Origin of the sequence: Pseudomonas sp. RGM2987, from assembly GCF_022952855.1 — a bacterium.
Lineage (GTDB): Bacteria > Pseudomonadota > Gammaproteobacteria > Pseudomonadales > Pseudomonadaceae > Aquipseudomonas.
Genome location: NZ_JALJDX010000107.1, coordinates 1 through 12,502 on the forward strand (window position 1 = coordinate 1; position 12,502 = coordinate 12,502).

Below are 12,502 nucleotides of genomic sequence, written 5' to 3' on the forward strand. Positions count from 1 at the left end.
GGCAACAGAAAGCCGGGGGGCGCTGCGCGCCCCAGCGGGAGCAAGCTCCCTCGCCACAGGGGAATGAGCCAGACTTGCGGACTGGCTCCATCGCAATCAGCCCTCGAGCTTGCTTTTCAGCAGTTCGTTGACCTGCTGCGGGTTGGCCTTGCCCTTGGAGGCTTTCATCGCCTGGCCGACGAAGAAGCCGAACATCTTGCCGCGCTTGGCTTCGTCTGCCGCACGGTACTGTTCGACCTGCTCGGCGTTGGCCGCGAGCATTTCATCGAGCACGGCGCTGATCGCCCCGGTGTCGGTGACCTGCTTCAAGCCGCGCTTGTCGATGATCTCGTCGGCGCTGCCTTCACCATTGGCCATGGCTTCGAACACCATCTTGGCGATCTTGCCGGAGATGGTGTTGTCCTTGATCCGCAACAGCATGCCGCCCAGTTGCTCAGCCGACACCGGTGACTCGTCGATCTCCAGGCCCTGCTTGTTCAGCAGGCTGCCCAACTCGACCATGACCCAGTTGGCCGCCAGCTTGGCGTCGCCGCCGATGCTCACGACTTTCTCGAAGTAGTCCGCCTGTTCGCGGCTGGTGGCCAGCACGTTGGCGTCGTAGCTCGACAGCCCGAACTGCGCCTGGAAACGCTCGCGTTTCTGCGGTGGCAGTTCCGGCAGCGTGGCGCGCACGTCATTGAGGAAAGAATCCTCGATGACCACCGGCAGCAGGTCCGGATCGGGGAAGTAACGGTAGTCGTTGGCTTCCTCCTTGCTGCGCATCGGACGGGTCTCGTCCTTGTTCGGGTCGTACAGGCGGGTCTGTTGGATGACCTTGCCACCGTCCTCGATCAGTTCGATCTGGCGCTGGATCTCGCTGTTGATCGCCTTCTCGATGAAGCGGAACGAGTTGACGTTCTTGATCTCGCAGCGCGTGCCGAACTCAACCTGGCCCTTGGGGCGGATCGAGACGTTGCAGTCGCAGCGCAGCGAGCCTTCGGCCATGTTGCCGTCGCAGATGCCCAGGTAGCGCACCAGTGCGTGGATCGCCTTGACGTAGGCCACGGCTTCCTTGGCGCTGCGCATGTCCGGCTCGGAGACGATTTCCAGCAGCGGCGTGCCGGCACGGTTCAGGTCGATGCCGGTGGCGCCGTTGAATTCCTCGTGCAGGCTCTTGCCGGCGTCCTCTTCCAGGTGCGCCCGGGTGATGCCGACGCGCTTGACCGTGCCGTCTTCCAGGGCGATGTCCAGGTGGCCCTTGCCGACAATCGGCAGTTCCATCTGGCTGATCTGGTAGCCCTTGGGCAGGTCCGGGTAGAAGTAGTTCTTGCGGGCGAACACGTTGTGCTGGCCGATCTCAGCGTCAATCGCCAGGCCGAACATCACCGCCATGCGCACCGCTTCGGCGTTGAGCACCGGCAGTACGCCGGGCATGCCCAGGTCGACCAGGCTGGCCTGGGTGTTGGGCTCGGAACCGAAAGTGGTCGAGCTACCGGAAAAGATTTTCGACCGGGTGGTGAGCTGGGTATGAATCTCCAGCCCGATCACGACTTCCCATTGCATGTGTGTCTCCTCAGAAGCCGGTTGGGGTGCGGGTGTGCCAGTCAGTGTTCAACTGATACTGGTGAGCCACATTGAGCAGGCGGCCTTCCTGGAAGTACGGCGCGAGCAACTGCACGCCCACCGGCAGGCCATCGACGAAACCGGCCGGCATCGACAGGCCCGGCAGGCCGGCGAGGTTGGCGGTGATGGTGTAGACGTCTTCCAGGTACTCGGCGATCGGGTCACTGTTCTTGGCGCCGAGTTTCCAGGCCGGGTTCGGCGTGGTCGGGCCGAGGATGATGTCGACCTCGTTGAAGGCGCTCATGAAGTCGTTCTTCACCAGGCGGCGGATTTTCTGCGCCTTGAGGTAGTAGGCGTCGTAGTAGCCGGCAGACAGGGCGTACGCACCGACCATGATCCGGCGCTGCACTTCGGCACCGAAACCTTCGCCACGGGAACGCTTGTACAGGTCGATCAGGTTCTGCGGGTTTTCGCAGCGATGGCCGAAGCGCACGCCGTCAAAGCGCGACAGGTTCGAGGAAGCTTCTGCCGGGGCGATCACGTAGTAGGCCGGAATCGCGTGCTGCATGTTCGGCAGGCTGATCTGCTTGATGACGGCGCCGAGTTTCTCCAGCTCCTTGATGCTGTTCTGGATCAGTTCGGCGATGCGCGGGTCGAGGCCGGCACCGAAGTACTCTTTTGGCACCCCGACGCGCAGGCCTTGCAGCGAGCCGTTGAGGCTGGCGCTGTAGTCCGGCACCGGCTCATCGATGCTGGTGGAATCGTTCGGGTCGAAGCCGGCCATGCCTTGCAGCAGGATCGCGCAGTCTTCGGCGGTGCGCGCCAGCGGGCCGCCCTGGTCCAGGCTGGAGGCGTAGGCGATCATGCCCCAGCGCGACACGCGGCCATAGGTCGGCTTGAGGCCGGTGAGGTTGGTGAACGCCGCTGGCTGGCGGATCGAACCGCCGGTGTCGGTGGCGGTGGCGGCCGGCAGCAGGCGCGCGGCCACGGCGGCGGCGGAACCGCCGGACGAACCGCCCGGTACGTGTTCCAGGTTCCACGGGTTTTTCACCGCGCCGTAGTAGCTCGACTCGTTGGCCGAGCCCATGGCGAATTCGTCCATGTTGGTTTTGCCCAGGGTCACGGTGCCGGCGGCGGCCAGCTTGGCGACCACGGTGGCGTCGTACGGGGCCTTGAAATTGTCGAGCATCTTCGAGCCGCAGCTGGTGCGGATGCCCTGGGTGCAGAACAGGTCCTTGTGGGCAATCGGCGCGCCGAGCAGGGCGCCGCTCTCACCGCTCGCACGACGGGCGTCGGCGGCCTTGGCCTGGCTCAGGGCCAGCTCTTGGGTGAGGCTGATGAAACTGTTGAGCTGCGGGTCCAGTTGGGCGATACGCGCCAGCAGGGCTTTGGTCAGCTCTTCGGAGGAAAACTTTTTGTCGGCGAGTCCGCGGGCGATCTCGGCCAGGGTCATGTGATGCATGAGAGGCTCTTTCCCTTTAGTCGATGACTTTCGGAACCAGGTACAGGCCGTTTTCGACCGCTGGCGCGATGGACTGGTAGGCCTCGCGGTTATTCGGCTCGGTCACCACGTCGGCGCGCAGGCGCTGGCTGGCTTCCAGTGGGTGGGCCAACGGTTCGATGCCGTCGGTGTCGACCGCCTGCATTTCGTCGACCAGCCCCAGAATGCTGTTCAGGGCAGAAGTGATGTGTGGAAGATCGGCTTCATTGAGGCCCAGGCAGGCCAGATGAGCGATTTTTTCCACGTCGGAGCGTTCAAGCGCCATGGGATTCTCCAGTGGAAAACAAAACGGACGCAGTCTGTCCGTGTGTTAGATTGTCGGAACACTACCGCAGTTCTACGGCCTTACGGCCGCGATTGTAGGGTTTGGTGCACAGAAAAACGGCCAATTTAACATATTGGCGCCTTGCCCAAAATCCCTGTCGTTGTTAGAGTTTGCCGCACTTTTTTACCCACGCGTTGCCTAGGGTCCCTTTCCCATGTTCAAGAAACTGCGTGGCATGTTTTCCAGCGATCTCTCCATTGACCTGGGCACTGCCAACACCCTTATTTACGTGCGCGAGCGCGGTATCGTCCTGAATGAACCCTCGGTCGTGGCCATCCGCACCCACGGCAACCAGAAAAGTGTCGTGGCTGTCGGTACCGAAGCCAAGCGCATGCTGGGCCGTACACCGGGCAACATCGCAGCCATTCGCCCGATGAAGGACGGCGTGATCGCCGACTTCAGCGTCTGCGAAAAGATGCTGCAGTACTTCATTAACAAGGTTCACGAAAACAGCTTTTTGCAGCCCAGCCCTCGCGTGCTGATCTGCGTTCCATGCAAGTCTACCCAGGTAGAGCGTCGCGCCATCCGTGAATCGGCCCTCGGTGCCGGTGCCCGTGAGGTGTTCCTGATCGAAGAGCCGATGGCTGCTGCCATCGGTGCCGGCCTGCCGGTGGAAGAAGCCCGCGGTTCGATGGTCGTCGACATCGGTGGCGGTACCACCGAGATCGCGCTGATCTCCCTCAACGGTGTGGTCTACGCCGAGTCCGTGCGTGTGGGCGGCGACCGTTTCGACGAAGCGATCATCACCTACGTGCGTCGCAACTATGGCAGCCTGATCGGTGAATCCACCGCCGAGCGCATCAAGCAGGAAATCGGCACCGCCTACCCGGGTGGTGAGGTGCGTGAAGTCGACGTACGTGGCCGCAACCTGGCCGAAGGCGTGCCACGGGCATTCACCCTGAACTCCAACGAAGTGCTGGAGGCGCTGCAAGAGTCCCTGGCGACAATCGTCCAGGCGGTGAAAAGTGCCCTGGAGCAATCGCCGCCGGAGTTGGCTTCGGACATCGCCGAGCGCGGCCTGGTGCTGACCGGTGGTGGCGCGCTGTTGCGTGACCTCGACAAACTGCTGGCCCAGGAAACCGGCCTGCCGGTGATCGTCGCCGAAGACCCGCTGACCTGCGTCGCCCGTGGCGGTGGCCGTGCATTGGAAATGATGGACAAGCACACCATGGACCTGCTCTCCAGCGAATAAGTCTCGCCGGATGGTCTATGTTGTTCGCTCCCGGGCAGCACTTTGCAGTGCTGCCCGTTGGCGTTTATCTTCTGTCATTCGTATCCAGGCCGGTTTGATGCCGTATGAATAAAGCGAACATTTGCCTGGGAGGAGCGGCCTATTAAACCGCTTTTTGCCAAAGGCCCCTCACTGGGTGTGCGCCTGCTGGTGCTGGCCGTGCTATCGGTCGCGCTGATGGTGGTCGATGCCCGCTTCACGCTGCTCAAGCCTGTGCGCAGCCAGATGTCGCTGGTGTTGATGGAATCCTACTGGATCACCGACCTGCCGCAGCGCTTGTGGCAAGGTGTGGCCAGCCAGTTTGGCAGCCGCACCGAGTTGGTCGCCGAAAACGAAAAACTCAAGACCGAGAACCTGCTGTTGCAGGGGCGCATGCAGAAGCTGGCGGCCCTCACCGAGCAGAACGTGCGGCTGCGCGAGTTGCTCAATTCCTCCGCGTTGGTCAACGAGAAGGTGGAAGTAGCCGAGCTGATCGGCATGGACCCGAACCCCTTTACCCACCGTATCCTGATCAACAAGGGTGAGCGCGATGGCGTGGTGCTTGGCCAGCCGGTGCTCGACGCCCGGGGCCTGATGGGGCAGGTGGTGGAATTGATGCCCTACACCTCTCGTGTGCTGCTGTTGACCGACACCACCCACAGCATTCCGGTGCAGGTCAACCGCAACGGCCTGCGTGCCATCGCCAGCGGCACCGGCAATCCGGAACGCCTGGAACTGCGCCATGTGGCCGATACCGCCGATATCAAGGAAGGCGACCTGCTGGTCAGCTCAGGCCTCGGCCAGCGCTTCCCGGCCGGTTACCCGGTGGCGACGGTCAAGGAAGTCATCCATGATTCCGGCCAGCCATTCGCCATCGTGCGTGCGGTGCCGACTGCCGCGTTGAACCGCAGCCGCTACCTGTTGCTGGTGTTCAGTGATAATCGCACCCCGGAAGAGCGTGCCAACGATGCGGCGGCGGCCCAGGAAGCCCAGGACCGGCAGGGCGCCGAATCGGCCGCCCCGGGCGCCCAGCCGCCGGCTGTGGTCCCGGCCACCGTGCCCAAGCCAGCGCCCGCACCCGCTGCGCCGGCGGCCACGACGCCACCGGCTGCTCCTGCCGCCGCGCCTGCCGCAACCTCTACCCGTGCGGCCGGTCACACGCCAGCAACGCAGCATGCCCGGCCCGCAGCCAAGCCACCTGCCGCCACCCCGGCGCCCGCGCCGGCCACCAGGGGAGCACGAGAAGAATGAGCAGTACCCGATCCGGCAACGGCTGGATAGTCTGGCTGACCTTCGCCATCGGCCTGCTGCTGAGCGTTTCGCCGCTGCCGCAGTTCATGGAGATCCTGCGTCCGCTGTGGCTGGCCTTGCTGTTGGCCTTCTGGGCGCTGGCCCTGCCGCACAAGGTCGGGATGGTCACCGCCTGGTGCCTGGGCCTGGCCGAGGACGTGCTTTATGGCACGCTGCTGGGGCAGAACGCGCTGATCCTGACGCTGATCACATTCCTGGTCCTGTCGCTGCAACAACGCCTGCGCATGTTCCCCATGTGGCAGCAATGCCTGGTGATCCTGGTGATTTTCGGCCTGGCGCAACTGGTCCAGCTATGGCTCAGCGCGCTGACCGGCAATCGCCAGCCGACCCTGGCGCTGGTCTTGCCGGCGCTGGTCAGCGCGTTGCTCTGGCCCTGGGTCAGCTTCGGTTTGCGTGGCTTGCGCCTGCGTTTCAAAATCAACTGATCAGCGCGGGCTGTGGCCAGGGGTTGGTTGTGGCGAGGGAGCTTGCTCCCGCTCGACTGCGTAGCAGTCGCAAGATTCAGGGCCACTTCGTGTCCCAGCGGGAGCAAGCTCCCTCGCCACAGAAGCCCTGCGACCACGGTCGTCAATGCCTGGGTTCTATAAGAGGTAAATGTTGATGAAACCGCTTTACCTCGCCTCAGGCTCGCCGCGCCGGCGTGAATTGCTCATGCAGATCGGCGTGCCCTTTACCGCCATCAGTGCGGACATCGACGAAACTCCCCTGGATCAAGAAAGCCCATCGGCCTATGTCGAGCGCCTGGCGTGCGGCAAGGCCGAGGCCGGGCGACGCTCGTTGCCAGCCGCCGCGGCTGGCTGTGTGTTGGGTGCCGACACGGCGGTGGTGCTGGATGGACAGATTCTCGGCAAACCGTTGGACCGAGCCGACGCCCTCTCGATGCTGTTGAGCTTGTCCGGACGCGAGCATGAAGTCCTGACCGCCATTGCCGTGCTGGACGGCCAGCGCTGCGAATCCCGGGTGGTTCGCAGTCGGGTGCGCTTTCGCGCCATCACCGAGCCAGAGGCGACGGCCTATTGGGCCAGTGGCGAACCCCGGGACAAGGCCGGTGGCTATGGCATCCAGGGCCTGGGCGCGGTGTTCGTCGCCGGGCTTGAAGGCAGCTATTCTGCGGTGGTTGGCTTGCCGCTGTGCGAAACCGCGCAACTGTTGGGTGATTTCGGCATACCCTGTTGGCAACCCCTTGAGCGCGCCCCGGGCGCCGACTGACTGATGCGGCCATAATCGTGAACAAGCCTGAACGAGACCCTGCCATGAGTGAAGAGATCCTGATCAACATCACCCCGATGGAATCACGCGTGGCGGTGGTTGAAAACGGAGTCCTGCAAGAAGTTCATGTTGAACGCACGCAAAAGCGCGGCATTGTCGGCAATATCTACAAGGGCAAGGTCGTTCGGGTGTTGCCGGGCATGCAGGCGGCATTCGTCGACATCGGCCTGGACCGCGCGGCGTTCATTCACGCCTCGGAGATTTCCATGCGCGAGGGGCCGGCGGTCGAGAGCATCAGTGCGCTGGTCCACGAAGGCCAGAGCCTGGTGGTGCAGGTCACCAAGGATCCCATCGGTTCCAAGGGCGCGCGCCTGACCACGCAACTGTCGATCCCGTCGCGCTACCTGGTGTACATGCCGCGCACCGCCCATGTCGGCATTTCCCTGAAGATCGAAGACGAAGCCGAGCGCGAGCGCCTCAAGCAGGTGGTCAGCGACTGTGTCGAAAAAGAAGGCATCAAGGAGGCCGGGGGCTTCATCCTGCGCACTGCCGCCGAAGGGGCGGGGGCCGATGAAATCCTCATGGACATCCGCTACCTGAGAAGGCTCTGGGATCAGATCGCCGCGCAGATCAAGACCATCGCCACCCCCAGCGTGATCTACGAGGACCTGGGCCTGGCGCTGCGCACACTACGGGATCTGGTCAGCCCGAAGATCGAGAAGATCCGCATCGACTCCCGGGAAACCTTTCAGAAGACCACGCAGTTCGTCGCCGAACTGATGCCGGAAATCGCTGATCGCCTCGAACACTACCCCGGCGAGCGGCCGATCTTTGACCTGTACGGGGTCGAGGACGAAATCCAGAAAGCCCTGGAGCGCAAGGTGCCGCTCAAGTCCGGTGGGTACCTGGTGGTCGATCCGGCGGAGGCCATGAGCACCATCGACGTCAACACCGGGGCCTTCGTTGGCCATCGCAACCTCGAAGAAACTATTTTCAAGACCAACCTGGAAGCGGCCACCGCCATCGCCCGCCAGCTGCGCCTGCGCAACCTGGGCGGGATTATCATCATCGACTTCATCGACATGGAAGATGAAGAGCACCAGCGCCAGGTGCTGCGAACCCTGGAGAAACAACTCGAGCGCGATCACGCCAAGACCAACATCATCGGCATTACCGAGCTGGGCCTGGTGCAGATGACTCGCAAGCGCACCCGCGAAAGCCTTGAGCAAGTGCTTTGCGAGCCGTGCAGCAGTTGCCAGGGGCGAGGCAAGCTCAAGACCCCGGAAACCGTGTGTTACGAAATCTTCAGGGAAATCCTTCGCGAGGCGCGCGCTTACCAGGCGACCGGCTATAGAGTGTTGGCGAACCAGAAGGTGGTGGACCGTCTGCTCGATGAGGAGTCGGGCAATGTCGCTGAACTGGAAGCCTTTATCGGCCGTACGATTCGTTTTCAGGTGGAAACCATGTACTCCCAGGAACAATATGACGTGGTGTTGCTCTGAAGGGCCTGGGAAGCGGCGGGTCCGCGCAGTTGCGTAATTTTGCCGGGGGGACCCACTGACATGGAGCGTCTGACACGCTTTTTGGCTGTGCTGACCCGCTGGGGCCTGGGCCTCTGTGCGTTGCTGCTGGTGCTGCTGGCGCTGTATGTCAGCCTTGGTCGCGAGCTGGTGCCGCTGGTGGCCGAGTATCGCGCCGAGGTCGAGGCCCGGGCGGCAGAAGCCCTGGGCATGCCCGTGCACATTGGCAGCCTGGAAGGTAGCTGGAGCGCCCTGGCGCCAATACTGGCGGCGCGGGACGTAGTCGTCGGCGATGGCGCCAATGCCCTGCACCTGGACCAGGTCCGGGCCGTGCCTGATGCCTGGGACAGCCTGCTGGCACGCCAGGTGCGCATTGCCCACCTGGAAGTCAGTGGCCTGAAGATCAGCCTCAAGGAAGGCGCCGACGGCAAATGGGCACTGGAGGGCCTGCCGGTGCGCGACGACCAGCCCCTCGATCCGCAGCAATTGCTGGAGCGGATGCAGACGGTCTCCCGGCTCTCAGTGCTCGACAGCCAAGTGACCTTGCAGCCACTGGACCAGCCGCCGTTGAGCCTGACCTATGTCGGCCTGAGCCTGCGCACCGGCGCCGTCCGCCAACGCCTGGACGCCCGCCTGACCTTGCCCGACGGCCAGCCCGTGGCAATCAACCTGCGCACGCGCATCCGTGCAGCCGACTGGAAGAATGGCGAGGCCGATGGCTACCTGAGCCTGCCCCAAAGTGACTGGTCGAAATGGCTGCCGAAACGCCTGACCCGGCAGTGGAACTTCTCCGAGATCAAGGCCGGCGGTGAGTTCTGGTTCAGTTGGGGTGGGGGCACGGTGCAAAGTGCAGCCATGCGCTTGAACGCGCCGCAGTTGCAAGGTGCGTATGCCGAACGCAAGCCGGTGCAGATCAACAACCTGGCCCTGAACGGCTATTTCCAGCGCAGCAGCCAAGGGTTCATTGCGACCTTCGATTCGCTGGCGATGAACCTGGGGGAGACCCGTTGGGAATCGCGCCTGCAACTGCAACAGAGCGATGCCACCGATAAGGCCGAGGAGTTGTGGCATCTGCAAGCGGATCGCCTTGACCTGACGCCGCTGACCCCACTGCTCAACGCCCTGGCGCCGCTGCCGGAGGGTGTAGCGGCGGTGATCGACCACCTCAAGGTGACGGGTGGGCTGCGCAATGTATTGCTCGATTACCGGCCACAGAACACCGGCGACCAGAAAGTCAGCTTCGCCACCAACCTGGACACCCTCGGCTTCGATGCCTATCGGGGCGCCCCGGCGGCGCGCAACGTATCGGGGAGCCTGAGCGGCGACCTGGGCGGCGGCGAGCTGCGCATGGACAGCAAGGATTTTTCCCTGCACCTGGACCCGATCTTCGCCAAGCCCTGGCAGTACCTGCAAGCCAACGCGCGGCTGACCTGGAAGCTGGACAAGCAAGGCTTCACCCTGATCGCACCGTATTTGAAGGTGCTGGGCGAGGAGGGCCGGATTGCCGGGGACTTCCTGATCCGCCTGCATTTCGATCACAGCCAGGAAGACTACATGGACCTGCGGGTCGGCCTGGTGGACGGTGACGGGCGCTACACCGCCAAGTACCTGCCGGCCGTCCTCAGCCCGGCGCTGGATGAGTGGTTGCGTACGGCAATCGTCAAGGGTGCGGTCGACCAGGGCTTCTTCCAGTACCAGGGTTCGCTGAACCACGGGGCAACCGATGCGGCCCGCAGCATCAGCCTGTTCTTCAAGGTGCATGACGCCGAACTGGCGTTCCAGCCGGGCTGGCCTTCGGTCAGCAAGGTCAGCGGCGACGTCTTCGTCGAAGACAGCGGCGTGCGCATCTATGCCAGCCAGGGGCAGTTGCTCGACACCCAGGTCAAGGATGTCTCGGTGCAAATACCCCATGTGCCCAGCGGGCAGAGCTCCCATCTGCTGCTCGATGGCGGCTTCGTCGGCGGATTGGGCGATGGCCTGAAAATTCTCCAGACGGCGCCAATCGGAACAGCCGAGACGTTCGCCGGCTGGGAAGGCGAGGGAAATCTGCAAGGCAGCGTGAAGCTCGATATCCCACTGGTCAAAGGCGAGCAACCGAAAATCCTGGTGGACTTCGCCACCGATAATGCCCGGCTCAAGCTCAGCGAGCCGGTGTTGGAGTTGACCCAGCTCAAGGGCGACTTCCGCTTCGACAGCAGCAAGGGCCTGAGTGGCAAGAACATCGGCGCCCGGGCGTTCGACCGGCCCGTGACGGCGCAGATTTTTGCCGAGGGCCGTGCTGGCGCGCTCAATACGCGGGTGACCGCGTCCGGGCGGGTGGAGGTCAAGAAACTGACTGATTGGCTGAACGTCACCCAGCCATTGCCCGTCTCCGGCGTGGTGCCTTACCAGTTGCAAGTGATCCTCAACGCAGCGGACAGCCAGCTGTCGGTAAGCTCCAACCTCAAGGGCGTGGCCGTGGACCTGCCGGCGCCTTTCGGCATGACCGCCGACGCCGGGCGCGACACCGTGTTTCGCATGACTCTGCAAGGGCCGGAACGCCGTTACTGGGCCGACTATGGCGACCTCGCGAGCTTCACCTACGCAGCGCCGAGCGGAAAAGTCGCTGATGGCCGCGGAGAGTTGCTGCTGGGCGATGGCGATGCTGTGCTGCCAGGAGCCAAGGGCCTGCGCCTGCGCGGTCAGCTTTCCGAGCTGGACGTGAGTCCCTGGCAGGACCTGGTGAACAAGTACGCCGGCCAGGATCCGGGTGGCAGTGCCAGGCAAGTGCTCAGCAGCGCCGACCTGAAAGTCGGCAAGCTCACGGCCATGGGGACGACCCTGGACCAGGCCGCGGTGCAGCTTGACCGCAAGCCGGACGCCTGGGCTTTGCAGCTCGACAGCCAGCAGGCCAAGGGCAGCGTGATTGTGCCCGACGCAAAGGCTGCCCCGATTGCCATCACGCTGGATTATGTTCGCCTGCCGGCCGCCGATCCCACTGTCCAGGCCGATGAGAACGCTCCGGACCCGTTGGCATCGGTCGACCCCACCAAAATACCGGCGCTGGATATCGCCATCGACCAGCTGTTCCAGGGGCCCGACCTGGTGGGTGCATGGTCGTTGAAGGTCCGGCCGACCGCCAAGGGCATCGCGCTGAACACGCTGGACATGGGCCTCAAGGGCATGGTGCTGAACGGCAGTGGTGGCTGGGAAGGCGTGCCCGGTTCCACTAACAGCTGGTACAAGGGCCGGATCAGCGGCAAGAATCTGGCTGACGTGCTCAAGGGCTGGGGATTTGCCCCGAGCGTGACCAGCCAGGAATTCCGCCTGGATGTCGACGGGCGCTGGCCCGGTTCGCCGGCCTGGGTCGCCACCAAGCGTTTCTCCGGCAGCCTCGATGCGTCGTTGAGCAAGGGGCAGTTCGTTGAAGTCGAGGGCAGCGCCCAGGCATTGCGGGTCTTTGGCCTGTTGAATTTCAACTCCATCGGGCGGCGCTTGCGCCTGGACTTCTCCGACCTGTTTGGCAAAGGCTTGAGCTACGACCGGGTCAAGGGGCTATTGATTGCCAGCAACGGTGTCTACGTGACCCGGGAGCCCATCACCTTGACGGGGCCGTCGAGCAACCTGGAACTCAACGGAACGCTGGACATGGTGGCCGACCGGGTCGATGCCAAGCTGTTGGTCACGCTGCCGGTGACCAACAACCTGCCGATCGCCGCGCTGATCGTTGGCGCACCGGCAGTCGGCGGGGCGCTGTTTCTGATCGACAAACTGATCGGCGACCGCGTGGCGCGCTTTGCCAGCGTAAGATACGACGTCAAGGGGCCGTGGAAAGAGCCGAAGATTACCTTCGATAAGCCGTTCTGATTGACGATGCAATGCCCCTTTGTGGGAGCGGGCGTGCT

General features: G+C 63.5%; 9 protein-coding genes. 6 read left to right on the plus strand and 3 right to left on the minus strand.

What is annotated here, in order from left to right; all coding sequences use genetic code 11:
* Positions 1 to 96: 96 nt before the first annotated feature.
* Genes gatB through gatC form a run of 3 tightly spaced genes read right to left on the minus strand, consistent with a single transcriptional unit; the run spans position 97 to position 3,308 of the window.
* Positions 97 to 1,542: an Asp-tRNA(Asn)/Glu-tRNA(Gln) amidotransferase subunit GatB gene (gene gatB / locus RGM2987_RS02215; protein WP_245138491.1), complete on the minus strand. Its 1,446-nt coding sequence runs from the start codon at positions 1,540 to 1,542 to the stop codon at positions 97 to 99.
* Positions 1,543 to 1,552: 10 nt separating this feature from the next.
* Positions 1,553 to 3,004: an Asp-tRNA(Asn)/Glu-tRNA(Gln) amidotransferase subunit GatA gene (gene gatA, locus RGM2987_RS02220; protein ID WP_245138492.1), complete on the minus strand. Its 1,452-nt coding sequence runs from the start codon at positions 3,002 to 3,004 to the stop codon at positions 1,553 to 1,555.
* A gap of 16 nt (positions 3,005 to 3,020) precedes the next feature.
* Positions 3,021 to 3,308, minus strand: coding sequence for an Asp-tRNA(Asn)/Glu-tRNA(Gln) amidotransferase subunit GatC (gene gatC / locus RGM2987_RS02225; RefSeq protein WP_245138493.1), 288 nt, complete (start codon positions 3,306 to 3,308; stop codon positions 3,021 to 3,023).
* 214 nt (positions 3,309 to 3,522) lie between these two features.
* Here gatC and mreB point away from each other — a divergent pair, with 214 nt between their 5' ends.
* From mreB to RGM2987_RS02255, 6 genes are all read left to right on the plus strand, one after another.
* On the plus strand, positions 3,523 to 4,560 hold the full coding sequence (gene mreB, locus RGM2987_RS02230) for a rod shape-determining protein MreB (RefSeq protein ID WP_002555108.1): 1,038 nt from the start codon (positions 3,523 to 3,525) through the stop codon (positions 4,558 to 4,560).
* 141 nt (positions 4,561 to 4,701) lie between these two features.
* Entirely contained in the window at positions 4,702 to 5,829 is a 1,128-nt protein-coding gene (gene mreC, locus RGM2987_RS02235) for a rod shape-determining protein MreC (RefSeq protein ID WP_348529614.1), read from the plus strand.
* Positions 5,826 to 6,314 (plus strand): rod shape-determining protein MreD, encoded by a 489-nt coding sequence (gene mreD, locus RGM2987_RS02240; protein WP_245138494.1) that lies wholly within the window; start codon positions 5,826 to 5,828, stop codon positions 6,312 to 6,314. The genes mreC and mreD overlap by 4 nt, the downstream gene beginning before the upstream one ends.
* 175 nt (positions 6,315 to 6,489) lie before the next feature.
* The gene (locus RGM2987_RS02245; protein WP_245138495.1) at positions 6,490 to 7,098 is read left to right on the plus strand and encodes a Maf family protein; all 609 of its coding nucleotides are present in this window, start codon (positions 6,490 to 6,492) and stop codon (positions 7,096 to 7,098) included.
* A gap of 44 nt (positions 7,099 to 7,142) precedes the next feature.
* Complete coding sequence (rng, locus tag RGM2987_RS02250) at positions 7,143 to 8,600, plus strand: ribonuclease G (RefSeq protein ID WP_018613976.1); 1,458 nt, start codon at positions 7,143 to 7,145, stop codon at positions 8,598 to 8,600.
* Positions 8,601 to 8,660: 60 nt separating this feature from the next.
* Complete coding sequence (locus RGM2987_RS02255; RefSeq protein ID WP_245138496.1) at positions 8,661 to 12,464, plus strand: YhdP family protein; 3,804 nt, start codon at positions 8,661 to 8,663, stop codon at positions 12,462 to 12,464.
* Positions 12,465 to 12,502: the final 38 nt, after the last annotated feature.

Coding starts and splice junctions, on each gene's coding strand:
- mreB (WP_002555108.1), top strand. CDS start 3,523: ATGTTCAAGAAACTGCGTGGCATGTTTTCCAGCGATCTCTCCATTGAC.
- gatC (WP_245138493.1), bottom strand. CDS start 3,308: ATGGCGCTTGAACGCTCCGACGTGGAAAAAATCGCTCATCTGGCCTGC.
- gatB (WP_245138491.1), bottom strand. CDS start 1,542: ATGCAATGGGAAGTCGTGATCGGGCTGGAGATTCATACCCAGCTCACC.
- mreD (WP_245138494.1), top strand. CDS start 5,826: ATGAGCAGTACCCGATCCGGCAACGGCTGGATAGTCTGGCTGACCTTC.
- gatA (WP_245138492.1), bottom strand. CDS start 3,004: ATGCATCACATGACCCTGGCCGAGATCGCCCGCGGACTCGCCGACAAA.
- RGM2987_RS02255 (WP_245138496.1), top strand. CDS start 8,661: ATGGAGCGTCTGACACGCTTTTTGGCTGTGCTGACCCGCTGGGGCCTG.
- rng (WP_018613976.1), top strand. CDS start 7,143: ATGAGTGAAGAGATCCTGATCAACATCACCCCGATGGAATCACGCGTG.
- RGM2987_RS02245 (WP_245138495.1), top strand. CDS start 6,490: ATGAAACCGCTTTACCTCGCCTCAGGCTCGCCGCGCCGGCGTGAATTG.